Raw genomic sequence first — 24,242 nt, forward strand, 5'->3', positions numbered from 1 at the left:
CCTAATGTTATATAATAAAATTTAGGTTTATTTATAGAGATTTCATGAGTTATATACCATTCTTAAGTCGTGGTGTGATAGTGCTATATGGGCCTGACACTAGAGATTTTCTGCAGGGCATTATAACCAATGATATTAATAAGCTAGATAGCCAAAAAGCTATTTACTCTTTATTGCTTAGCCCTCAGGGAAAATACCTATATGATTTTTTTCTTATTGAATATGGTAGATATATTTTCTTAGAGTGCGAAAATGTGCACTTACAGCAAATAATCGAGAAACTAGATTTACTTAAAACTTATTTGAGAGTGAAAATTAAAGACATTAGTGCACTATATAAGGTTGGAGTTTTGTTTGATACTAAGTTGGCGGAGTGTAGTAGTAAGTCACAAGTTATTTTTCAAGATCCAAGGCACAAGCTGCTAGGAATGAGGATCATACATAAAGATGAAATAAAAGAACCGGTTGGAGATTTTATTCAGTATGAAAAAGTTAGAATTAAAAACCTTGTCCCAGATGGAGCAAAAGATATGGTACAAAATTCATCGTTCCCATTGCAATATTTAATCGATAAGGCAAACGGTATAAGCTTTAATAAGGGGTGTTACGTAGGTCAGGAAGTCGTAAATCGAATGAGCAGACAAGAAATATTCAGAAGAAAACTTTATCTTGTTGAGGGGGATAACGCACTTCCAGATATTGGCACTAAAGTGACAAATGAAAATAATGAGGAAATAGGGGAACTGCGCTCTAGTGTAGACAACATTGGACTTGCATTGCTTAATACTCAAAAAAGTCATGCAAATTTATATGTCGATGGGGTTAAGTGCGTTAAGACGTTGTATAATTAAAGTCTTAAGGTAGCGCATATAGAAACGAAAAACTTATTTTATGGCCTAGCGTCACGCACTAGAATGACATCATTTACGATGTAACATTTATTACTTTTGCAGATACAATTTACATGCTATAATTGAATCTTCATAGTTGGTAAATTGGAGTGCAAAGAAGTAAAATTAAAGTAGAAATAAAGAGATTATCACACGGAGAAGACTTGTCTCTTCCATGTTATGCAACTACGCAGAGTGCTGGTATGGATCTTTATGCTGCATTGAATGACTCTGCTGTTTTAAATCCACTTGAGAGATTACTTGTTCCAACTGGAATTGTGATTGCAATACCAAACGGTTTTGAGGGGCAAATCCGCCCACGTTCTGGTCTTGCTGCAAAACATGGAATCACTGTCTTAAATTCTCCGGGCACTATAGACTCTGATTATCGAGGTGAGGTGAAGATTTGCCTAATTAATCTAAGTAATCAGTCGTATGAGATAAAAAGAGGAGATAGAATTGCACAAATCCTTATTTCTCCTGTATCTCAGGTAATTTGGGATGACAGAGAAGAATTCTGCACAGAAGAAACCGGTCGCAATGCAGGGGGCTTTGGCTCAAGTGGCAGGTAATTTGCGAAAAAGCTTGACTATGACAGTTCTTTTATATACAATTTAAGCATATTAATATTTTATTAAATGAGGTCGTTTATGCTAACTTTCAAAAATCATCGAGGTCAGTTCCACAAAACAAACACTGCACTTGTTGCACTTACTTCTTTGTATGTCATAGGCGCAGCAGTAGCACTTTCAGCACCATATTGGGTGTCTTCAACTTCCATGCTAGCTCCACTTGCAGCTTTTGCAGCTACACCACTTGGAATGGGTGTTTTAGCATTTGTTGCTGTTGCACTGATTTGTTTAGCAGTATATGCCATCAGCAAAAATAACGAAATATCTGAGTTGAAAGCTCCGAAGATTGTTGTTGATGATAAACAAGCAGCATTGCTAGTAACAAAAGAGGTGTATGAGGAAATAAAAAAGAATAACCAAGTTAAAGATGAAAAAGATAAGATGAAAGGTAAATGTTATATAGACTTCAGCTTAGAAGGCAAGAACTACCGTATTATTGTTGGGTCTTTCAGTTCAGCAGGCAATACTTTATTATTAAGTATAAGTTCACTAGAAGTGAAAAACAAAGAAGGTGAGTTCGAGGCAGTAAATAAAACAGAGTGGAATAAAACATTAGGTTTAGACAAAGATGATGCTAAAGAGGTTAACACTTATTTAGGCTCACTTATTGTTGAACAAGTTGCTTCTGAAGAAAAAGCAAAAAGCTAGACAGCTAAGTATAAAAGAGGTAGATTAAGTCTGCCTCTTTATTTTTTAGTGTCAGTTACTTAAATTTATTATGGAAATTGCCTTAACTTTTATATAGTTGTGAGAAGCTGCTAAGGATTTTTATTTAATTTAACTGCATCTTTTGCCTTATCCAATAACCCATTAATAAAACCAATTTCGCTTGGTTTATCAAGTAAATCAGATGCAATGTTAGTATATTCATTAATGACAACTGGAACTGGCGTATCACAATTAGCTAACTCACATATTGCAACACGCAAGATAGATAAGCTTATAAGATTTAAACGTGAGAGGGACCAGCTTGGATGTAAATAAGACTCTATTATTTTATCATATTCTTCACTGCTTTTTATAACCTTATATAACAAGTTTTCTAAGAACTGATGTTCAAATTCTTCACATTCAAATATATCTTTCAACTTACTTATGTAGTTCTTAAGCTCACAATTTTCCAGTTTAAAAGTGCTTTTGTTGTAACCTACGAAAATATTTGAATAAGCAATTTGTACAGCAAGAAATCTTGCCGTACTTCTTTTTATGCGCCACTTTTTATCTACTGGTTTTTCCTCCATTATTTTAATTTATTGTGTAAATCTATCATATGCAAAACAGTTGAGGCTGCATGGCCACCAACGTTCTTTTTGTTTTTGTCAGCTCTAACTAGTGCTTTATCTTTGCTGTCAGCGGTAATTACGCCCATACCAAAGGGTATTGCATAATGCATAACAACCTCATTTAAACCTTCGATTACCCCTTTACAAACGTATTGATAATGATCAGTTTCACCGCGAATCACGCACCCAAGAGCTAAATAACCGTCATAATTAGCATTCTTGCTTTTTACTGCAAAGAGAATTGTAGCTGGTATCTCAAATGCACCAGGAACTTCAATTATGTCATAGCTTGCATGACTTTCTTTTAATCTATCGACTGCACCTTCAAGCAAAAGGTTTGCTATTTCAGCATAATAAATTGAATTAACTATTAGTATTTTCGACATTTACTACCACTTTTTTCGTTAAAAACAACTTTATTAATGATTGTTGAATTAAAGTTATAATATTACTAAATATCCAATATATTACCAGGCCGGCAGGAAAAGAAGAAAAAATAAAGACAGAAATGTAAGGTAAAAACTTCATAACATTTACTTGAATATCATCTTTATTGGTTTGATCTTTCTCACTTAGCTTCTGCTGAATTATCATGGTGGCACCGAAAATTATAGGTAAAATGCCTATAGAAATAGGAAAGTTATAATTAAACAACCCAAATAATGTAAAGATGTTCGTTGGGTCAGGAGCTGAAAGATCCTTAATCCATAAAAAAAAAGGAGCATGTCTCATCTCTATAGTAACAAATAATACTTTATATAGAGCAAAAAATACCGGTATTTGTATTAGCATGGGAAAAATGCTCGACATTGGGTTTACATTGTTTCTCTTGAACAACGCAATTGTCTCTTTGTGCTGCTTTAAGCTGTCATTTTTATACAACTCTTTTATACGAGTTAATTCAGGCTGCAGGCTTTTCACCTTGAACATCGAAATATATGATCTATTAGATAAGGGAAGCATCAAAAGTTTGATTACTAAAGTCAGCAATAATATTGCTAAGCCAAAATTTTTTAAAACGAAGTTAAAATATTCAAGCAGTAAAAACACTGGCTTGGTTATAAAATAAAGAACACCAAAATCTACAGCTTTATCAAACAAAGGTATATTGAGAGTATCCTTATAAGAATCCAGTAAATTCAACTTTTTTGCTCCAGCAAAAAAATAATTCACATTAGAAACACTTGCGCCAGGAAGTATGCTCTTATAAGGTTTGACAAAATCTACTTGAAATTTATCAATATCATTAGCGTTAGTATGCTTAATGCTTACATTTATTTTATCGGATTTCTCAGGTATGATGGCTGTAAGCCAGTATTTATCAGCAAAACCAAACCAATTTTTTTCACTCGTGCTTGCTTTTATTAAATGTTTTTTGGAAATATCCTTATATGTCCACTCCTCTAGTTTATTATCAAATGCACCCAGTACTCCTTCATGGGATATCCAATAAGATTCGTTGATATTGTCACGTTTACGGTTAATTCTACCATAAGGAACCAAAACTACATTATCTTTTGTATTGTTTTCAATAATTTGCTCAACTTTAAACATGTAGTTATCGTCAAGGCTAATTTTCATTCTAAATAAAATGCCATTTTCATTATCCCAAAATAAATTGACCTCTTTTTGATTGAGTTTATCTGCTTGCCAGACTGCCTTAGAATCTGGAACTTTAATCTTTTCATTCGGATCGAGCCACCCAAATTCTGCGAAATATACATCTTTTGATTCTGCAGGTGACAGTAACACCACTTGTGGAGAAGAAGAACTTGGTTCTAAGTGGTAGTTAGTTAAGATTAAGTCATCAAACCTTGCACCTTTCAAAGAAATTGATCCTTTAATCATGTTATTGGTTAAACTAACCCTCTGTTCTCGAGTGGAATTAATAATTTCAGAACGATTTTGGTGTATTATAGGAGCAAGGTCGTTAAAAGATTCGATATGTTCAATATTTTCAATCAATGGCTGGTTGTGGTTTGCACTAAAAAAATTATCATAAATAATGCGCCAAGATACCATGATCAACATGGAAAGGATAGCTGCTAAAATTAAACTTTTTGCTTCTGACATGAAATTAAATCAAACATATCTTCTTAAAGTGTATATTAAATATTGTACTAAAACAATGAAATTTACTTATTTTTAATAATAACTTTTAACGCTAATCTTTAAAATTTATTTTAATAGCTTCAAATTTTAACAATATGAACGCGTTGAAAAATCTAGTTATTTGGTTACTAATAATAGCTACCACTTCAATGCTTATTGATTCACAAAGGGACAAACTAAGCGACAGATTTCTCAGTACTTTTTTACCATATAAAGGGAGAATTCAGAATAGTGGTCAGAATAGTGGAAGTATCGAATTTACGAAATCATACGATGGACACTTTTATATTCAGGCTCAGGTCAATGATCGCAATATAACGTTTTTGCTTGATACCGGAGCAACCGATATTGTTCTATCACAAAAAGACGCATTACATGTTGGTATTAACTTACAAAACGTTCAGGATTTTAAAATATATGAAACTGCTAAAGGTCAAATAAAAGCTGGTGTTGTTCACATCCCTCAGGTTAAAATAGGGAATTTTTTAGTTAATGATGTACAGGCGAGCGTTAACACTCATTCTATGTCTCATTCACTACTTGGAATGAGCTTTTTAAGGTATTTTCATTTCACTATAAGAGATAATAAGTTGATATTATACCGCGACTAAACACTTCTACAATCTACTTATCAAAGCTCTGTAGGTTAATATAGGAGCAGAAATAAATATTGCAGAACAAGTGCCAATCAAAATACCAAAAAAAATGATCAAGCTGAAGTCTCTCACTGCATCTGTGCAGATTAATGTCAAAGGAAGAGCAGCAAGAAGGGTTGTACCCGAGGTTAATATAGTGCGAAATAATGTAGCGTTGATACTTGCATCTACTATCTCACTCATCCGCCCACTTTTACCACTCTTGCAATACTCTCGAATCCGATCGTATATAATTACTGAGTTATTGATTGAATAACCAATGACAGTGAGGAGAGCTGCAACTGATGAAATATTAAACTCAATGCCAGTTAGGCTAATAAAACCAACAGTTAAAATCACGTCATGAATCAGTGCTGTTATTCCACTGAATCCACATTGCCAATTAAATCTAAACCAAACGTAAAAAAATATTCCAACAATTGCGATCAACATGGATAACATTCCTTCAAATATTTGTGTTGAGCTTATTTGTGGGCCAACATAGTCTATTTTACGATAGCTTATTGAGCTACCTAGCTTTTCTTCTAGTATGCTTTTTATCTTTTTGATTTTATCTTCATCTCCTTCATCTTTAAAACGCATGACTAAATTATCACCCGCTTTTGAACTCTGCACTGTAAAACTATTTTCTTTTAATGCATCGAGAATAGAGTGATTCTCATCTGAAGATTTTATCTCTATCAAAATTCCGCCTGCAAAGTCTATGCCTAAGTTCACTCCACGCAGAACAACAGTGAGCATTGAAAAGATGATAAAAATAATGCTAACGAGTGCAGTCAAATCCCTATATTTACTAAACTTGATATTGAGGTTATCTGGAATGAGTCTAAGTGCCATGCTATTTACTTAAAATAATCACTTGAATTTTATATACTTTTCAAAAAATTCACTAGTTTATTCTGTGATTGGACTTCTCTGTCATCCGAGTAGCTGACACTGGTTCACTCTATAATGGTATCACAGCAGTCCTACGTCATACCGCTGCGGTATCTCTAGATCCCGCTAACAAGCAGCGGGATGACGGTTGTCAGGCTAGTACCCCTATGATGTCATCCCAGTGCTTGACACTGGGATCCAGAAGAAAGAATGGTGTCATGAAAGTAGCTGAGGTTTTCATCCAAAAGGGTGTCGTCCCAGTGCCCAGACTACTTGGATCCAGGAAACTTAACTCTACACTAAGTAAATGTACAATAAGAACTAGATTCCAGACTGGAATGACAGCGGTCCTACGTCATACCGCCGCGGATAGATCCCGCTAACAAGTAGCGGGATGACGAATTACTATACCGCCGCGAACCGTCATACCGCCACGAACCGTCATACCGCCGCGGTATCTCTAGATCCCGCTAACAAGCAGCGGGATGACGGTTGTCGTTTAGCTATAAATATTAAGGAATTTACCAAACAAAAAAAAGGCAAAAGAAGCCCTAGTCATTGTCTATTTTCAGTATTTGGCGTTTTTTAAGTCTTAAACACTGCAATTTAGCTGCTTTTAAGTGCAACTAACTTAAGCTATAAATGTTTAAGAAATTCACTAAGCAGAAAAAAAGGCAAAAGAAACCCCGCGTTAGCTAGTTGTCACTCTCTAATCCTGCAAATTGGCGTACTATACTGTCTTAAACGACTTATAAGCGCGTTTCAGCTTGTGTAGGTAAAAACCTAGAAATATTGTGAAGACATAAGGTGCACATAGTGCAAAAAATTAAAAATAAGACGCCAACTACGTTGTTTTCTTGCTGTTTAATCTGCACAGATGAAGATAACTGAACACCTTCAATACCATGATAAGGGCGCTGGCGGAGTTTGTCAAGGAAGTTTTTTCGTTATAGTATAAAGGAGTCCTATTAAAATCTTCTCAATAAAGGAAAAGCAGCAAGGAGCGAACCAAAAGCGATGAGGAAGGATCCAAGCCAGATTATAGACATTCCAGGTTTATAGTGCACTTTAGCTGCGATTTTGCTCTTACTCTTATCAATCTCACCGATTACAACATAAATATCAGAAAGCAAATTGTGGTAGATACTGCTTTCAACATTTTTCTGACCTTCCACAAGGTAAAATCTATATTCAGGGGTTATCTCACCCAATATCTTATTATTCAGCAAATTCTTGATATCCATTGTACCTCTCACTGCATGGAAATTTTTTTCTTTTATTAGCTCAATATTTCGTAAAGTAACTTTAAATTTATTGACTGTTATGCTATCCCCTATTTTTAAGTAATTTTCTTTTTTCTCCTGCCAACCAACTGAATAAGCTATACCAAGCACTAAAATTGCCACTCCAGCATGAGCTGCCATCATTGCATAGTAGGATTTAGAAACTTTTCTTGCTAATAAAATTGATTCACCAAATGCTACCTTAAATAAACAAATTCTTTTACTATATGCTTCTAAAACAAAGATTAATAATGCTATGGAGATAGTAATTGATAGCACAATTATTAGCTCCATGTGAAAGATAAACGGCAAAATAGCTGCAGCACTACAGAATGAAAATCTGTATTCACGAAATATTAGCAATAGACTATTTCCCTGCCAACGGCAGTATTGCCCGATCATGGTGAGCACTAGAATAGCCAGTGCAATAGGATTAAATAAAGAATTGTAATATGGTGCTCCAACTGAAATTAATTCACCGGTTAAATACTCAAGCACTGTAGGGTATAAAGTGCCAACGAACACGATGAAAAAGGCAGTAATAAATAATAAATTGTTCATCAGCATCATCGTAAGGCGTGAAAAGAATCTTCTACCCTCTGTCACTTGAGTAGCAGATTTCTTTCTGGATTCCAATGTCGAGCACTGGAAAGATGTGCGATTTTTTCTCGTAAACACTACAAATATTACTAAGCTACTGACTGTAATTACACCAAGTAGAGCTAATATATACAGTCCATACCTTGAGTCATCTGCAAACGTGTGCACTGAGGTGAGTATTCCTGAGCGGACTAGAAATGTTCCAGTTACACTCAATATAAAAGTTGTAAGCGTAAGTAAAATAGCGAAATTCCTTAAAGTATTGAAATTTCGTACAACGAGCAACAAATGTGTCAGCGCCACTGCAATTAGCCACGGTATCAAAGAAACGTTTTCCACTGGATCCCAAAACCAAAATCCACCCCACCCAAGTTCGCGATATGCCCACCAGCTACCCAAGCTGATGCCCAAAGTGAGCAGCGACCAAGAAATAAGTACCCAAGGCCTGACAATTTTAGCCCAAACATTTCCTTCAGTATTTGCAATTAATCCAGCTATAGAGAGCGAAAAAGGAACGCTAAATCCAAGGTACCCCAAATATAATATCGGTGGATGAATAGCAAGGCCTATATCTTGCAATATCGGATTAAAACCCAATCCATCTTTTTCAACGCTTGGCATTTTAGTGAAGGGGCTGGATTCAAGTAAAGTGAACAGTAAAAAACAAAAGCAAATCAAGCCTTGGGTGATCAAGGATACTTTCTTCAATTTACTGTCGTTATCAGTAAAAATACCCATCATAAATAGGTAAAAGGTAAGCACTAATGTCCAAAGCAACATAGACCCTTCTTTATTTCCCCAAACTCCACAAATCTTATAGATCAAAGGTTTTGTTGTGTGTGAGTGGTAATATACGTTTTCGAGTGAGAAATCATTTGTAATGTGGCAGTAGATCAAAATAGCCATTGATGTTGATACACAAAAAAATATGGCAGTGGTAATAAACCGACAAGAACTAAGCGGTAAAAACAAATATGTCAAAGACAATAAGCAGGCTATGAGTAGCAATATATTCCCAAGTTCAGGCATAAAAAATTATAGTTTTTATATAAACAATATTACTGATGACAAGTTAGAAGTTAAAGTGTTAATTGACGCTTGCTATTGATGCTAGCATAATGCCCCCGTAGTTAGCTGTGCTAGTATTAATTAAAAATTAAATATTAAATCTTTATACTTTTATAGATAGCGTTAATATTGAGGTAACATTGTGGGTACAACTAAGATTAGTAAATTTCCATTCAATATAAAAGGTAAAGTGGCAAAACAACATGCCGAACCAATAGTTGAAAAAAATCTCTATACTATTTTAGGATTCAAAAGTAGAGAAGATTTTGAAAATAAGACAAGTAAGCTTGTTAATAAAAAAGTTTGGCAATCATTTGTTGACTGCTTTGCAAAAGAAATAGATTATGCAGCAACTGAAAAAGTTGTAAAAAACATCGTTTGTAACATTGCAAAGAGTGATCAAGGTAATGCTTTTACCAAAACTGAACATCTGATATTAAATGAAAAGCAAGATAATAAAAAGAGAGAAAAAGCGATTAGAAAAACTGTTGGTATTTTGAGAAAAATCAATCCAGAAAAAGCCTTCAATGAACTTTCAGTAATAAAAAAACAAGCTGAAGATTTTTTACAAACCGATTTTTATAAAGCTCAGAGTAAACCACTTCAAGGATTTGCTCCATCTGGTGGACAGCTCTTTGCGGAAGTTCTGAAATATATAGAAACACTAGAAAAATTAGCTGAAGTTAAAAAGGAAGAGCTAGTTAAAGATTTCTTGTTAAATCATGTTAGTTCATTGAATAAAAAGTATCCTAAATCACAAGGCAAAAGGGAAGATGCTATAACAATACTATCAAGTAATGAGTTGAAGAATTTTTACAATAAAGGTGTAGAAGAAGGAATATTACAACCAATGGTATCTTACAAAGAATGCAGAAACCTGTATGACAAAATGAACCAAATGAAAAATGAATCCAAAAGTATAATTAAAAGAGAAGGACGGGAAGAAAATTTGAAGAAAATAGATAAGTCGATAGTCAGTGCAATTAATGACATAAAAAAACATAGAGAAGCAATCCTTAACTGTAAAGACTTTCAAAGTTCTTACATAAAAGAGAAAAAAGAACATCCATTTAGAGGCAACGCATGTCAAAAAATAATTGATATATATCAAGAGAGAATTGCTGGATATCAGGAGAAAATTCGTCAAAATTTAAACCAAATAAAAGCGATATTAAAAAGTGCGCCGCAAGAAATGGATGATGTGGAAGAATTAGAGGAAATAATCGATGGTATGCATGAAGCGAAGTAGTGTGATGAAAATTTTGACTCAGCTTTGATTTGTTTATCGAACATACAGAATGAGCTAGATATTCAACTGGAAAATCCTTCAACAGAGCTAAGAGTTTTTCATATTAACGTTAAAACTGAAGTAACTCGGTTATAAGAGCCAAATTTTTGGGACAATTTTAATTCAAGACAGCTCTCGCAACTTTAGTCTGCGTTTTTATTTGGTTGTATTTTGTTAAAAAAACTTTAGATTTATTTTATAATCGATACTCAAATATAATGACTCAAACTTGGAATTTGCTGCAAACAGGGCAAAAGGAAGGCTATAAAATTGCATATATTAATGCTCGTGTTATCGATCCCGAAACTAAGCTTGATATAAAAGGTTCATTATTGACTGAAGGGGATAAAATTGTTGACTTTGGTGAATCATTATTTTCAACAAGTGGGGTCGATGAAACAATAGACTGTAAAGGGCTTGTTCTAATGCCAGGCCTTATTGACATTCACGTACATTTTCGTGAACCAGGCCAAGAACATAAAGAAACTATATATACAGGCAGCAAATCTGCAGCTGCGGGAGGCGTTACAACTGTAGTTTGTCAGCCGAACACTGTTCCAGCAATTGATAGCGTTGTTTTGGCTAAATATTTGAAATATAGAGCACTTGAAACTTCACATGTAAACGTTGAATTTTACGCTAAAATTACCACTTCGGAAGAAAAGTTGACTGAAATGGCACTTTTAAAGGAAGCAGGTGCGGTTGGGTTCACTGATGATGGCATGCCAGTTATGAACCCAATGATTATGAGACAGGCGCTGCTTTATTCAAGTATGCTGGGTGTTCCTATTGCTCAACATGCAGAAGATTTAAATTTATCAGCAGGTGGTGCAATCAACGAAGGTAAAATTTCTGAAGAATTGGGAGTAAAGGGAATCTTGAGTGCGTCAGAATCGGTTATGGTAAATCGTGATATACTGCTCATGAAAGATATGGAAAATGTGCACTACCATATTCTACATGTCTCTTCAAAAGATTCACTTGATGCTATTAAACGTGCGAAAGATTTGGGATTAAATGTTACATGTGAAGTAACCCCTCATCACTTCACTTTGACTGAAAATATAGTAAAACAACATGGAGCAATTGCAAAAATGAACCCGCCGCTTCGCACTGAAGAAGATCGTTTAGCTATGGTTGAAGGTTTAAAGACAGGTGTGATTGATTGCATTGCAACCGATCACGCTCCGCATGATCGTAATTCTAAAGATCTTCCACTTGAAAATGCTGCATTTGGTATTGTTGGCCTTGAAACAATGCTGCCCCTTTCACTTGAACTTTACCACAGTGGGCAAATGGGTCTACTTGATGTGCTTGCAAAATTGACATATAAGCCTGCAGATATAATACACGTATCACGTGGTCGTATACAAAAAAACCTTGCTGCAGACTTAATTTTAGTTGACCTCAATCATGAATGGGAAATTAAAACTGACAACTTTGCTAGTAAATCAAAGAATTCCCCTTTCGATGGGCGCAAAGTAAAAGGGCACGTGGTACGTACTGTTGTGTCTGGCAAAACTATATACTCACAGAAAAGTTAGTTATCATACCTTATCTGTTCCAATTTGTTATCACCAGAATGGGCTAAGTGCACCTGAATTTAAATTAAGAAATATTAGCCAATTCCACTAGACTTCTTGCATAACCATATAATAAACTTTTATTGGGAATAGAAACGAAAAACTTCCTTGACAAACTCCGCCAGCTCCCTTATCATGAAACTGAAGCTAATTATTTACCTTCGCAATCTCTGCAGTGGATTAATAACAAAAAAACTTAATGTATTTGGCGTAAATCATGCTTAATTTTTTGCACTATGTGCACCTCATGTTTTTATAAAACTTTTAGGTTTCTACCTATACAAGCCGAAACGCGCTTATAAAGCGTTTAAGACAGCAAAAGACGTCAAATAGACAAGGGAGAATTTGAATACTAGCTACCTTAGGGTTTCTTTGCCTTTTTTTTCACTTAGTAAATTTCTTAATGTTTGTAATTTAGGTTAGTCGCATTTAAAAGCGGCTGAATCGAGGTTATTAAGCGTTTAGAAAAAAAACGCCAATATTTTGAAGTACATATAAATAACTAGTTAACCATGGGGCTTCTTTTGCCTTTTTTTTTATTCGGTAAATTTCTTAATATTTATGGCTAAACGATAATCGTCATCCCGCTGCTTGTTAGCGGGATCTATGTTAAGAGATACCGCGAATGAATCGCGGTATGACGGTTAAGTAGGGTGTCATCCCAGTGCCCAGACATTGGGATCCAGGAAAGTTTGCTTGCTCACAAGCAAACTAGCATAGAAAAACGTTTTCGATGAGATTGCAGAAAGGCTGGATTCCAGTATCTGGGCACTGCCGTCATAAAGGAACCAGTGTCAACTACTCGGATGATACCTTTTTCTACTTAGTTTGGGTTATGCAAGAAGTCTACTGTCTCCGAATAAACGCATCCTCTTATCTTTTCCTAATTTGTAAAGTTATTTTGTCTATCAATCTGATTCCAAAACAGCAAAATTGTTGTATAATGTTACTTTGAAGTTTTATTTTCAATGCACAAGTTTGCAATACTCTTTTCTATACTGTTTGCAATAGTTGCTTACTATTTAAACAGTGAGATTATATTTGAAATAGCAAAGCTGTTTAGTGACATATTTGTTAGTTTGTTGAAATTAATAAGTTTACCTTTAGTTTTTCTATCAATAGTTTCCACAATTTCAGGACTTAAAGACTCAATCGAAATTAAAACCTTAGTTAAGAAAACACTATTTTATACGCTGCTTACAACTATTATAGCTGCGTTTGTTGCATTATTGTTTTACCTGCTAATAGACCCAGTGAAAGAAAATTTCATATGTAACACGATAGGAAGTTTGGATAATAACAATTACAGTTACTTTTCATACTTAAAATCACTCATTCCTTCGAATTTTGTGCAAGTTTTTCTTGAAAATAACGTTATTGGTAGCATATTGATCGCTTTTTTGATGGGTGGAGCTATTGTTTCACTTTCAAAAGAAAAGCAGGACATATTACATCAAATATTCTCTGCACTTTTCGATACGTTACTTAAAATTGCTCAGGGGTTACTAAAGCTTGTTCCACTTGCTGTGTGGTCTTTTATTACATGTTTTTTGCACGAATTAAAAGGTGGTAGCGAGTTCTACAGTCTTTTATGGTATTTTGTTTGCATAATGTCTGCAAATTTTGTGCAGGCATTTCTGATTTTACCGCTACTTATGTGGTATAAAGGCATATCACCAATTCAAACGCTGAAAGGGGTTATGCCGGCACTCACACTTGCGTTTTTTTCTAAATCATCCAGTGCAACATTGCCAACAACTATAGACTGTGTGCAAAATAAGCTAAAGGTGCCAAAGAAATTGTCGTCCTTTATTTTACCAATATGCACAACAATTAATATGAATGCATGTGCTGCATTTATACTAATCACTGTAATGTTTGTTGCAGAGATGAATGGATGCGCATTTTCCTTAAGCGAAATGTTTATATGGATTTTTTTAGCAACTAGTGCAGCAATTGGTAACGCTGGAGTGCCGATGGGGTGCTATTTTATGGCAACCAGTTATCTCATGTCGATGAATGTTCCTCTGCATATTATGGGACTGATTTTGCCTATTTATACAATCATCGATATGTTTGAAACTGCAATAAACGTGTGGTCTGATATTTGTATCACTCAGATAATTAATAAAGAATGTAATAGTGAAACTTAAAAAATGATATTAGACGAAAACAACCTAATAATAAAAGAATTTAAAGAAGCAGAAGCAATTTTGCATGGGCATTTTGTTTTATCTTCTGGATTGCATAGCAATACATATATACAATGCGCTAAAATTTTTGAAAATCCAAGCAGAGCCATGAAAGTTTGCGCATTACTGGCAGATAAAATAAAAAAAGAATTAAATAGCTCCATAGATTTAATATTATCTCCTGCAATTGGCGGAATAGTTGTAGGTTATGAGATTGGCAGGCAGCTTGGAATAAAGACAATGTTTTGCGAGCGCGTTAATGGCAAGTTTGAATTACGCCGTGGATTTAAGATCAAAAAGGGTGAGAAAATATTACTTATCGAGGATGTGATAACCACAGGCAAATCTTCACTTGAAGCAGTGAAATGTGCAGAAGGGGAGGGAGGTAAAGTCATTGCTGAAGCTTCTCTAATAAAGAGGAATAGTGAAACGAAACTGCCTTTTCCTGTCATATCTTTGATTGAACTGAACATCCAAAACTACAGCGAGGAAGAACTTCCAAGTGAATTAAAACAACTACCCATAACAAAACCTGGGAGTAGAGAATATTTAACAAAGTAATCCTATAATATCTTGGAAACACAGCACTTATACACAGCTTTAGTTATTTACTCCAAGTGTATTTTATGTATACTTATTACTAAATTAATTTTGAAATGATAGAAAATGAACGAATTTAAATCGATCCGTAATATAGCAATAATCGCACACGTTGACCACGGTAAAACTACTTTGCTTGATAACATGTTAAAACAAAGTGGCACGTTCCGTGAGAATCAAGAAGTTCAAGAGCGAGTTATGGATAGTGGCGACCAAGAACGTGAGCGCGGAATTACAATACTTGCAAAATGCACATCAATAATGTGGGGTGATGAAAAAATCAATATTATTGATACGCCAGGGCACGCAGACTTTGGTGGAGAAGTAGAAAGGGTATTGTGCATGGCAGATGGTGTGTTGCTGCTGGTTGACGCTGCGGAAGGTCCCATGCCACAAACTAAATTTGTGTTGTCAAAAGCACTAAAAGCAAATTTGAAGCCAATTGTGATAATCAATAAGGTCGACCGACCAGACAGCAGAATTGATGAAGTATTAAATGAAATATATGAGTTATTTTTTAACCTTGATGCAACCAAGGAGCAGCTAGATTTTCCAGTGTTGTATGCTTCAGGTAGAAATGGTTGGTGTGCTAAGGAGCTTTCTGATGAAAGAAAAGATTTAAGCCCATTATTTTCAACGGTTATAGATTATATAAAACCTTCTGTTTATGATCAAAATGCCCCTTTTGCTATGTTGGTCACTCTACTTGAGTCTGATAAGTTTCTTGGCAGAATATTGACAGGAAAGGTTTATCAGGGCGTTGCAAAAGTCAATTCAGATCTTAAGGTACTTGATCTGGACGGTAAAGTAATTGAACGAGGGAGATTAACTAAGTTGCTCTCATTTTCTGGCTTGAAACGTATTCCAGTAGAACAAGCTGTGGCGGGAGACATAATTGCAATTGCAGGACTTGAGAAAGCTTCAGTTTCTGACACTATAGCAGTACCAGAGGTTACAACTGCAGTAAGCTCAACTCCAGTTGATCCGCCGACGATGGCGATTACTCTGAGTGTTAATGATTCACCTTTTGCCGGACAAGAGGGAACAAAGCTTAACTCAACCGTTATAAAGGATCGTTTATATGCAGAAGCAGAAACAAATGTTGCAATTACCGTAACTTTGGCATCAAGTGGTGAAGCGTTTGAAGTAGGTGGACGTGGTGAGCTACAGCTTGGAGTGTTAATTGAAAATATGAGGAGAGAAGGTTTTGAGCTTTCAGTATCACGCCCTCGCGTGCTATTTAAGGAAGAAGATGGCAAAAAACTTGAACCTATAGAGGAAGTAGTAATTGATGTAGATGATGAATATAGTGGAATCATCATGGAAAAACTCAGCTTCCGAAAAGGTGAAGTGACTGACATGAGACCTTCTGGTAATGGTAGGACAAGATTAACGTTTTTAGTGCCATCAAGAGGATTAATTGGTTATCAAGGAGAGTTTTTAACTGATTCTCGGGGCACAGGCATAATTAACCGTTTATTTCATAGTTATGCTCCACATAAAGGTCCAATTTCTGGAAGGCGCAATGGAGTTTTAATTTCTACAGATAAGGGTGAGGCTGTGGCGTATGCAATTTTCAATTTGCAAGACAGGGGAATTATGTTTATCAAGCCACAGGATAAGGTATATTGTGGCATGATTGTCGGCCAGCATAGCCGTGACAATGATTTGGAGATAAACGTGCTAAAAGGTAAGCAATTAACAAACGTAAGAGCTTCAGGTAGTGATGAAGCCATAAAACTCACTCCTCCAAAGATAATGACACTGGAGGATATGATAGCGTATATAGATGATGATGAATTGGTGGAAGTAACTCCAAAATCTATACGTTTACGCAAGAAATTCCTTGATCCAAATGAACGTAAGCGTGCAGGAAGGGCAAAGAATAAGGAGTAGAGGTTTCTTTTTGCAGGTAATTTTCGTAGCAGCGTACTATCTCGCTTGTCAAGCGTTTAAAACATAAAAAACGCCAATATTTTAAAGCGGATAATAACCACGGGGCTTCTTTTGCCTTTTTTTTCATTTGGTAAATTTCTTAATGTTTGTAGCTAAAGTAACTTAGGTTCACCGACAACCGTCATCCCACTACGTGTTAGCGGGATCTATGTTAAGAGATACCGCGAATGAATCGCGGTATGACGGTTCGTGGCGGTATATTCGTCATCCCGCTACGTGTTAGCGGGATCTATGTTAAGAGATACCGCGAATGAATCGCGGTATGACGTGGGACTGCTGTCATTCCAGTGCTCCTTTTTTTGTCATCCCAGTGCGTGACACTGGGATCTAGAAAAAAAGAACCAGTGTCAGCTACTTTCATGACATCATCATAAAGTAAACCAGTGTCAAGCTACTTGGATGACAGGAGAAGGGGCTACTTGGATGACAAGAAAGAGGCTACTTTCATGATACTGTCATAAAGTGAACCAGTACTTGGCTTGTGTTCTAGGCAAAACCTGCTATAACATTTAACATACTGTTTCCGAAACAAATGTTCCGCACTGGGATCTGCTATGTAAGAGGTCTAATGATCAACGAAGAAATTGTAAGAGAGAACTTAAAAAAAGTCATAGAGCAAAAAAGCGGTAAAGATGTGATCGCTCTTGGCATAATATCCTCAATCATTATTAAAGGCGGGGACATTGGTTTTGCGCTTGAAGTTGCCGGTAACACGCAAGCAAACGAAGAATTAAGAAGAAATTGTGAGCAAGCTGTTAAAGCTATACCGGGGGTGACAAAAGTGATCGTGGTTGCTACTTGTCAAAAACAAACTGGGCAACAAAAAGCTAAATTACATATCGAAGGAGTGAAAAATATAATCGTTGTGGCCTCTGGTAAAGGCGGTGTGGGCAAGTCCACAGTTGCGCTAAATCTTGCTCTCTCATTAGCAAAGTTGAAACATAAAGTTGCGCTGGTTGATGCAGATATATATGGTCCTTCAATTCCTAAAATGCTTAGCACTGAAAAATTAAAGCCAGAAATACAGGGTGGAAAAGCAATACCTATAGAAAGGTATGGACTGCATACTATTTCAATCGGCTATTTTGTTGACAAGGATCGTGCAGCAATATGGCGCGGACCTATGATCACAAAAGCACTTTATAATCTGCTCATGGGAACAAAGTGGTCCGATATAGAGTATTTGATAGTTGATACACCACCTGGAACTGGCGATGTGCATTTAAGTCTTATGGAAAATTTTAACTTAACCGGGGCGATAATAGTTTCAACTCCACAGGAGCTCTCTTTAATCGATGCTCGCAAAATTTATGATATGCTTAAAAAGCTCAGTATACCGATTATTGGCATTGTGGAAAATATGAGTTATTTCATTCAAAATGACTCAGAAATATACATATTTGGAAAAGACGGCGCAAAAAGAATGTCTGAGGAGCTGGGCATCAAACTATTAGGCAGGATTCCTCTGGATCCACAAATATGTCATGCTTCTGATTGTGGAAATCCTTTAATGCTAAGTGAAGATTTGGCAGAGATTTATGAAGACATTGCTAAAGATGTTATAGCTAAAGTGGATTAGGTTTACCTATAATTTGAAAAACCGTCATTCCGCTACTAGTTAGCGGAATTTATACCGCGAATGAATCCACAACTGTACGAACATTGTCTACCAGAAGGGTGTCATCCCAGTCTGGGATCCAGGAATTTTATTAAGTATAAAAATAGCTGTTTTATGTTAAAATACAACGTTTTGATGATTATGGAAAGGCTGGATTCCAGACTGGAATGACATCATTCTTTTTTCTGAATTCCAGTGTCAGCTACTTCCATGACATCATTATAAAGTAAAATGAGATCCCAGTGTCACGCACTGGGATGACAAGAAAGGGCTACTGGGATGACAGGGGAGTTGCCTTTTTTCTACTTAGTTTGGGTTATGCAAGAAATCTAATATGATTACTTCTATGCTTAGCCATTTTCAAGACAGGTTCTAAGAGACTTAATTTGTATATAGGAAAACCTTAAAGTCTTTTACTCATAGTATACAAAGTTTGTTTAAACTATTTTCAAAATAGATAAAATATAATTTTACAATTAGCGTGAATAAAATGAATTATGATGTAATCATTTCAGGTGGTGGGTTACTTGGTCTTATTACTGCAATTGGCCTCAGTTGTGACTCTGTGTCTGTAGCTGTGATTGAAAAAAATAGTCTACCACGTGTAGTAGATGACAACCGAGCATTTGCTATTTCTCAAGGCTCGAAAAAAATATTGGAAAAATTAGGGATTTGGCAGTTTATAGAAAGCGAAGCTGAGCCAATACTTGATATATGCATATTAGATGCGGTTACTGTGCATTACAATCATAAAATGGTTGGTGAAGAACCAATGGGTTATGTTATTAACAATGCTACTATATGGAATGCAATCAACAATAATTTTCTGAATAAACTAAATATATACTCTCCACATTCCTATAAAACAATTGCTTGTGATTCAGGATATGTGGAAGTTATTCTTGATAATAACCAGGAATTAATATCATCGCTACTTATCTGCGCTGAAGGCAAAAACTCTAAACTACCAGAGTTATTTTCTATACCGACAGTGAAATTTGATTATAAACAAAGTAGCATAGTATTTAATGTAAAGCATGAACTGCATCACCAAAACTTAGCTGTAGAGCGTTTTTTTCCTGGCGGTCCATTTGCAATTCTACCGATGAAGGGTGGCTATACTTCTTCGATAGTTTGGACAGAAAAATCTGGAATTTCAAAAATGCTAATGGATCTGTCTGAAGAAGAATTTATTATAGAGCTCAAAAAAAGATTTGGTTCTTATTTAGGAGAGATAAAATTAGAGGGTGAAAGAAAACTTTATCCTTTAAGTTTTGTTTTCGCAAAAAAGTTATATAAGGGTAGAGTTTTGCTTATCGGCGATGCAGCACATTCAATTCATCCAGTTGCAGGTCAAGGGCTTAATCTTGGAATTAGAGATGTAGAAAGTGTTATAAAGCACATAGTTGCTGCAAAAGCATCTGGTATTGATGTTGGCAGTAGTTATTTATTAAAGAAAATTTCACGTAACAGATACTTTGATAATTTTACAATGGCGCTTGCAACTGATGGATTAAATAGGATGTTCTCCAACAGAATATTCTGCGCTAAAGCACTAAGAAATCTTGGCTTGATTGCAGTTGAAAATTCAAATTTTCTCAAAAAAAGCTTCATTCGGCATGCTATGGGATTTATATAAACTACTATTTTATAGCTAATGCAAGTCATACCGCCGCGGTATCTCTAGATCCCGCTAACAAGCAGCGGGATGACGAATTTGTCGTTTATCAAATCGTTGGTAAATCTAAAGCTATAGCCATTAAGCACGATAAAGAAAATCATTTATAATCGCTATAGCAACTAGTGTAGACACTTGACGTTCCTTGTGATTTGATAAATAGAGGTTTTTATCTGATTTTACAACAAGAGCTTCTGGATGACATTGAAAGTAAATATTACCGTGCTTATCTTCAATAGCCTCTATTACCCCATCACTGGAAAATGCTGCAACTTTATATCCAAGTAACTCCAATTTTCTTCTATTTTCTGGTGTATTACTTACTGCCCCTGAATGAGCATCTGGAAAATATGTTGAAAACCAGCCATTTTCATTAGGTATTAAGAATTTAGCTACTAATTCCGCTAAACGACTGTTTGGAACGATCTTTATCTGCTGGAGAGGTGCATCCTCTTTATGTGGATTAGATGCTGATTTTAAATGAGATCTTCGCTTCTCTTCATCACTCACAACACTCACTACTTCAATTCCCTTTGCATTCATTATGCCTTCACATATGCCAAGTAAATGAATTGCAGGGTTATCATCCACTATTTTTGCAATTGCTTCAGTAACAAGCTGGCGACAAGGAGTGGGTGCTGAGTGTAAATTATCCGGAATAAATATTCTATTTATTTTGTGCTCTTTAATAAACTTTGCAACTTCAATTTTTATTCGGTCTAATGTCAGCTTCTTTGCCAATGTTTCATCTTGTTTTGCGAGATTAAGTGACTCTGTCTGAATTTTTTTAAGGCTAATTATCTTATTATAATCAATCAGTACAGTCTTAACCCCAAAGTTATTAAACATCTCGTAGATATTTTGAGATAGCCCAAGCTCATGTGCTTCTTCCGTTTTCAACAAACCAACAACTATGTCATTATTTACTGTATTTTCTGCCGTCAAGGCAGTTGACGCTGGTTCTTCTTTTCTGGTTACATGTTGAGATGCCGGTTTTTCACTAACGCCAGCATAAGTAATATTGCTTAATAATAGAACTATAATTAATAAGATCTTAAATACTTTATTGTAATATTTATACACCATAACTTGCCTCTCTAATATTTATATTACGATATAGAGTATTTTATAACAAAAAGGCAAATTTGCCAAGAAAGAGAAGGTGGCCTGAGCAGGAATCGAACCAGCGACACAAGGATTTTCAGTCCTTTGCTCTACCAACTGAGCTATCAGGCCAACTGTATACTTTCATTTTTAGATAAAAAATGTTATTATGTCTATCAAAAGTTTTTAAAGTAGTTTATATAAAAATAAAGGATGAACATTAATAACAGAATAGGAATCTACCCTGGCACATTTGACCCTATAACTTTTGGGCATATTGACATAATCAAAAGAGCGTGTAAACTAGTCGATAAATTAATAATAGGAGTTGCAGAAAACGTTAATAAGCATGTTGCCTTTGACACAAAGCTACGCACAAGCATGGCTGAAAGTGAAATCAAAGGGCTAGGAATTGATGCAGATGTTATATCTTTTAATGGGTTGCTAGTGAAGTTTGCCAAAGAGCAGAATGCTTCTGTTATTATTAGAGGATTAAGAGCAGTATCGGATTTTGATTACGAGTTTCAAATGAGTTGGGTAAATTATAAACTTCTTCCTGAAATCGAAACCATATTTCTTCCTGCTTCTGAAGATACTCAATTTATCTCATCAAGTTTTGTAAAGGAAATAGCAAGATTAGGAGAAGATGTTAGCAAATTTGTATCAAAAGGCGTTCAAAACGAATTGATTAACCTGAATAGGATAAAAAATGGAGAATAGTGCTTGTTGTTTTTTATTTCTGAATGGGTATATTCAATATATAAAATGTTATAAGCTAAAGGAGTAGCATGTCAAAAGTGAGGGTTAATAATAGAAAAGTTTGTTGTCATGGTGATGAGAATAATGAGGGTTCCGGCCATCCATTAATATATTTAGATATGGGAGAAGAAGAGGAAATAGCCTGCCCTTATTGTGAAAAGACGTTTGTCCATGACTGTACTGTAGAAGCGGTTGGGGAGCTGACTAGGGATGACCTCTAATGGCACTTTGTTTCTTCTGCAGACTTAGCTTATGTAAATAGCAAGAAGAGGGGCAGTAAAAATGAAACTATCCATACGATCGAGCACTCCTCCATGGCCAGGTATCATACTTCCACTATCTTTAACACCGTAAGCTCTTTTAACAAGCGACTCAGTGAAATCGCCAAGTTGCGCTAGAATAGCGATTGCAAGGCCAATGATTGGAGAATAAAAAATTGAAAATAGACCAAAAAATATTGATCCAAAAATTGTGCACACTACTCCAGCTAAAATCGCACCAAGAAGTCCTGTCCAAGTTTTTCCAGGGCTAAGAATTGGGCAAATTTTAGCTCCACCAAAATTCTTACCAAATAGGTAGGCAGTAATGTCAATTCCCCAAATGGTTAAGACGAACCATACTAATGCGTATTTTCCCTGTGGTAGGTTATATAAATATATTAATGAGGCGCTTGGTAGTGCAATCAATAATAATGCGAAAACGTATAAAATTTTGTTTCCTTGGGTTAGATTATACCATTCAAAAGAAGATAAAACTGCTATTGAAAAAATCAATAGGTAAAACGATAAATCACTGAAATATGTAGCAAAGGAAAATATGAATAATATTACTATTGAGGACAACATTCTAATTATAAAATTATTATCTACCATATTTTTTCTCTCTTTTTGTATAATCTTCTAATGCTTTACTCAAATCTTGACAAGAAAAATCAGGCCATAAAGTATCACAAAAATACAATTCAGCATAAGCTGCTTGCCATAATAAAAAGTTGCTTAATCTTTTTTCGCCGCCAGTGCGAATTAATAAATCCAATTTTGGCAGATCTTTAGTATACAGAAATTTTTCAAATTCCTCTTCTGATACATAAGCAATATTTTCTTTTATAATATTGCTTATAGCTTGTGTAATTTCTTGCTTTGCTCCGTAACTGACTGCCACAGTGAGTAATAAACCATCGTTCTTATGTGTCATTTCTTCTGCTTTTTTAATTTGATCCAATATTTTACTGGATAACAGACTTAAATTGCCAATAAAATTCAACTTAATGTTACAGTTGCAAATGAAATTGACTTTATCTTCATTAGTTAAAACGGAGTAAAATAAATCAAATAGACAGTCAGTTTCGTTTTTGGGTCTAAGCCAATTCTCCATAGAGAATGCATACAAAGTTAAGTAGGGTATGGTTAGGTCCGTACAATACTTGGCAATATCGTATGCAACTTCACTGCCCTTTTTATAACCATCAATTTTTACCTTTCCTTGATTGTTCGCCCATCTACCATTACCATCCATAATAATTGCTAAATGTTTCGGTAAAGATTCTTGATTCAACATTTAAAGTTCACCTAAACCACCCGATATCATCTGAGTGCTTAACATATCACTGTACAAAAATAGTGATTTAGTAGCAATCTCTACTTGAAAGGTGTCATCCCAGTAGCCCTTTTTCCTGTCATCCCAGTGCGTGACACTGGGATCTAAGTATAAAAATATTTGCAAATTATGCAATGAACAACAGATTCTTGGGGCATATAATGTCCATGATGAAAATAAGATGTATCCCAGTGTCACGCACTGGGATGACAGGAAAGAGGGAAATGGATAACAGATTCTTAGAGCATATAATGTCCATGATGAAAATAAGATGTATCCCAGTGTTACGCACTGGGATGACAGGGAAAAAAGGCACTGGGATGACAAAAAAGAGGACACTGGAATGACATCATTTACTGTATAATACTGTGCAATATTGCAACGTTCATACAGTTGTGTGTCGACTACCTCCATGACACCTTTGCATATAATTTTTTCTTTTTCACTACTGAAGGTTTCTTTCATATT

23 protein-coding genes and 1 tRNA gene are annotated in these 24,242 nt (G+C 35.4%); 14 read left to right on the plus strand and 10 right to left on the minus strand.

All coding sequences use genetic code 11. The annotated features are described in order from the left end of the window. Positions 1 to 44: 44 nt before the first annotated feature. The 3 genes from ygfZ to OOK87_RS04905 all read left to right on the plus strand — a co-directional run bounded on the left by ygfZ (position 45) and on the right by OOK87_RS04905 (position 2,170). Entirely contained in the window at positions 45 to 851 is an 807-nt protein-coding gene (ygfZ, locus tag OOK87_RS04895) for a CAF17-like 4Fe-4S cluster assembly/insertion protein YgfZ (RefSeq protein ID WP_253309649.1), read from the plus strand. A gap of 149 nt (positions 852 to 1,000) precedes the next feature. Continuing rightward, the gene (dut, locus tag OOK87_RS04900) at positions 1,001 to 1,462 is read left to right on the plus strand and encodes a dUTP diphosphatase (protein ID WP_264688252.1); all 462 of its coding nucleotides are present in this window, start codon (positions 1,001 to 1,003) and stop codon (positions 1,460 to 1,462) included. Between the two features lie 78 nt (positions 1,463 to 1,540). Beyond that, positions 1,541 to 2,170: a hypothetical protein gene (locus tag OOK87_RS04905; RefSeq protein ID WP_264688253.1), complete on the plus strand. Its 630-nt coding sequence runs from the start codon at positions 1,541 to 1,543 to the stop codon at positions 2,168 to 2,170. 110 nt (positions 2,171 to 2,280) lie between these two features. Here the strand turns inward: OOK87_RS04905 and nusB are convergent, their stop codons facing one another. Genes nusB through yidC form a run of 3 tightly spaced genes read right to left on the minus strand, consistent with a single transcriptional unit; the run spans position 2,281 to position 4,878 of the window. Continuing rightward, on the minus strand, positions 2,281 to 2,763 hold the full coding sequence (nusB, locus tag OOK87_RS04910; protein ID WP_264688254.1) for a transcription antitermination factor NusB: 483 nt from the start codon (positions 2,761 to 2,763) through the stop codon (positions 2,281 to 2,283). After that, on the minus strand, positions 2,763 to 3,191 hold the full coding sequence (locus tag OOK87_RS04915; RefSeq protein WP_253309653.1) for a 6,7-dimethyl-8-ribityllumazine synthase: 429 nt from the start codon (positions 3,189 to 3,191) through the stop codon (positions 2,763 to 2,765). The genes nusB and OOK87_RS04915 overlap by 1 nt, the downstream gene beginning before the upstream one ends. Beyond that, the gene (gene yidC, locus OOK87_RS04920) at positions 3,169 to 4,878 is read right to left on the minus strand and encodes a membrane protein insertase YidC (protein WP_264688255.1); all 1,710 of its coding nucleotides are present in this window, start codon (positions 4,876 to 4,878) and stop codon (positions 3,169 to 3,171) included. Before yidC ends, OOK87_RS04915 begins: the two co-directional genes overlap by 23 nt. Positions 4,879 to 5,012: 134 nt before the next feature. Here yidC and OOK87_RS04925 point away from each other — a divergent pair, with 134 nt between their 5' ends. Further along, entirely contained in the window at positions 5,013 to 5,528 is a 516-nt protein-coding gene (locus OOK87_RS04925; RefSeq protein WP_264688256.1) for a TIGR02281 family clan AA aspartic protease, read from the plus strand. Positions 5,529 to 5,534: 6 nt separating this feature from the next. Here OOK87_RS04925 and secF read toward each other — a convergent pair whose 3' ends face one another. Both secF and OOK87_RS04935 read right to left on the minus strand, forming a co-directional pair. Continuing rightward, complete coding sequence (gene secF, locus OOK87_RS04930; RefSeq protein WP_264688257.1) at positions 5,535 to 6,410, minus strand: protein translocase subunit SecF; 876 nt, start codon at positions 6,408 to 6,410, stop codon at positions 5,535 to 5,537. Positions 6,411 to 7,417: 1,007 nt separating this feature from the next. After that, positions 7,418 to 9,340: a heme lyase CcmF/NrfE family subunit gene (locus OOK87_RS04935; RefSeq protein ID WP_458694280.1), complete on the minus strand. Its 1,923-nt coding sequence runs from the start codon at positions 9,338 to 9,340 to the stop codon at positions 7,418 to 7,420. Between OOK87_RS04935 and OOK87_RS04940 the strand changes: the two genes are divergently transcribed. The 8 genes from OOK87_RS04940 (at position 9,261) to ubiH (ending at position 20,276) form a co-directional block, all read left to right on the plus strand. Continuing rightward, entirely contained in the window at positions 9,261 to 9,440 is a 180-nt protein-coding gene (locus OOK87_RS04940) for a hypothetical protein (protein WP_253302580.1), read from the plus strand. The two genes, OOK87_RS04935 and OOK87_RS04940, sit on opposite strands and share 80 nt — an antisense overlap. A 102-nt stretch (positions 9,441 to 9,542) precedes the next feature. Continuing rightward, positions 9,543 to 10,649 carry a hypothetical protein gene (locus tag OOK87_RS04945; protein WP_264688259.1) on the plus strand — a complete coding sequence of 369 codons (1,107 nt, stop codon included), beginning with the start codon at positions 9,543 to 9,545 and terminating at the stop codon, positions 10,647 to 10,649. A gap of 257 nt (positions 10,650 to 10,906) precedes the next feature. Then, positions 10,907 to 12,232, plus strand: coding sequence for a dihydroorotase (locus OOK87_RS04950; RefSeq protein WP_264688260.1), 1,326 nt, complete (start codon positions 10,907 to 10,909; stop codon positions 12,230 to 12,232). A 1,007-nt stretch (positions 12,233 to 13,239) separates the two neighbouring features. Further along, the gene (locus OOK87_RS04955) at positions 13,240 to 14,424 is read left to right on the plus strand and encodes a dicarboxylate/amino acid:cation symporter (RefSeq protein ID WP_264688261.1); all 1,185 of its coding nucleotides are present in this window, start codon (positions 13,240 to 13,242) and stop codon (positions 14,422 to 14,424) included. A gap of 3 nt (positions 14,425 to 14,427) precedes the next feature. Continuing rightward, positions 14,428 to 15,024: an orotate phosphoribosyltransferase gene (pyrE, locus tag OOK87_RS04960; RefSeq protein WP_253309661.1), complete on the plus strand. Its 597-nt coding sequence runs from the start codon at positions 14,428 to 14,430 to the stop codon at positions 15,022 to 15,024. 105 nt (positions 15,025 to 15,129) lie between these two features. Then, the gene (gene typA / locus OOK87_RS04965) at positions 15,130 to 16,959 is read left to right on the plus strand and encodes a translational GTPase TypA (protein ID WP_264688262.1); all 1,830 of its coding nucleotides are present in this window, start codon (positions 15,130 to 15,132) and stop codon (positions 16,957 to 16,959) included. Positions 16,960 to 17,587: 628 nt separating this feature from the next. Continuing rightward, the gene (locus OOK87_RS04970; protein ID WP_253309664.1) at positions 17,588 to 18,598 is read left to right on the plus strand and encodes an Mrp/NBP35 family ATP-binding protein; all 1,011 of its coding nucleotides are present in this window, start codon (positions 17,588 to 17,590) and stop codon (positions 18,596 to 18,598) included. A gap of 529 nt (positions 18,599 to 19,127) precedes the next feature. Beyond that, complete coding sequence (gene ubiH / locus OOK87_RS04975) at positions 19,128 to 20,276, plus strand: 2-octaprenyl-6-methoxyphenyl hydroxylase (protein WP_253309980.1); 1,149 nt, start codon at positions 19,128 to 19,130, stop codon at positions 20,274 to 20,276. A gap of 120 nt (positions 20,277 to 20,396) precedes the next feature. Here ubiH and OOK87_RS04980 read toward each other — a convergent pair whose 3' ends face one another. Beyond that, positions 20,397 to 21,398 carry a gamma-glutamyl-gamma-aminobutyrate hydrolase family protein gene (locus OOK87_RS04980; RefSeq protein WP_264688494.1) on the minus strand — a complete coding sequence of 334 codons (1,002 nt, stop codon included), beginning with the start codon at positions 21,396 to 21,398 and terminating at the stop codon, positions 20,397 to 20,399. Between the two features lie 80 nt (positions 21,399 to 21,478). Beyond that, positions 21,479 to 21,551, minus strand: a tRNA-Phe gene (locus tag OOK87_RS04985). 81 nt (positions 21,552 to 21,632) lie between these two features. Between OOK87_RS04985 and coaD the strand changes: the two genes are divergently transcribed. Both coaD and OOK87_RS04995 read left to right on the plus strand, forming a co-directional pair. After that, a complete protein-coding gene (coaD, locus tag OOK87_RS04990) occupies positions 21,633 to 22,139 on the plus strand; it encodes a pantetheine-phosphate adenylyltransferase (protein ID WP_253309665.1) in 507 nt (168 codons plus the stop codon). Between the two features lie 68 nt (positions 22,140 to 22,207). Next, positions 22,208 to 22,399, plus strand: coding sequence for a zinc-finger domain-containing protein (locus tag OOK87_RS04995; protein WP_253309666.1), 192 nt, complete (start codon positions 22,208 to 22,210; stop codon positions 22,397 to 22,399). A 24-nt stretch (positions 22,400 to 22,423) separates the two neighbouring features. Here OOK87_RS04995 and OOK87_RS05000 read toward each other — a convergent pair whose 3' ends face one another. Genes OOK87_RS05000 through OOK87_RS05010 form a run of 3 tightly spaced genes read right to left on the minus strand, consistent with a single transcriptional unit; the run spans position 22,424 to position 24,239 of the window. Continuing rightward, positions 22,424 to 23,050 carry a phosphatidate cytidylyltransferase gene (locus OOK87_RS05000; protein ID WP_253309667.1) on the minus strand — a complete coding sequence of 209 codons (627 nt, stop codon included), beginning with the start codon at positions 23,048 to 23,050 and terminating at the stop codon, positions 22,424 to 22,426. Continuing rightward, the gene (uppS, locus tag OOK87_RS05005) at positions 23,040 to 23,735 is read right to left on the minus strand and encodes a polyprenyl diphosphate synthase (protein ID WP_015589050.1); all 696 of its coding nucleotides are present in this window, start codon (positions 23,733 to 23,735) and stop codon (positions 23,040 to 23,042) included. The genes OOK87_RS05000 and uppS overlap by 11 nt, the downstream gene beginning before the upstream one ends. Then, complete coding sequence (locus tag OOK87_RS05010) at positions 23,736 to 24,239, minus strand: hypothetical protein (protein ID WP_264688263.1); 504 nt, start codon at positions 24,237 to 24,239, stop codon at positions 23,736 to 23,738. It lies immediately after the preceding gene. Positions 24,240 to 24,242: the final 3 nt, after the last annotated feature.

It is taken from the genome of Wolbachia endosymbiont (group A) of Sympetrum striolatum (assembly GCF_947250715.1).
Lineage (GTDB): Bacteria > Pseudomonadota > Alphaproteobacteria > Rickettsiales > Anaplasmataceae > Wolbachia.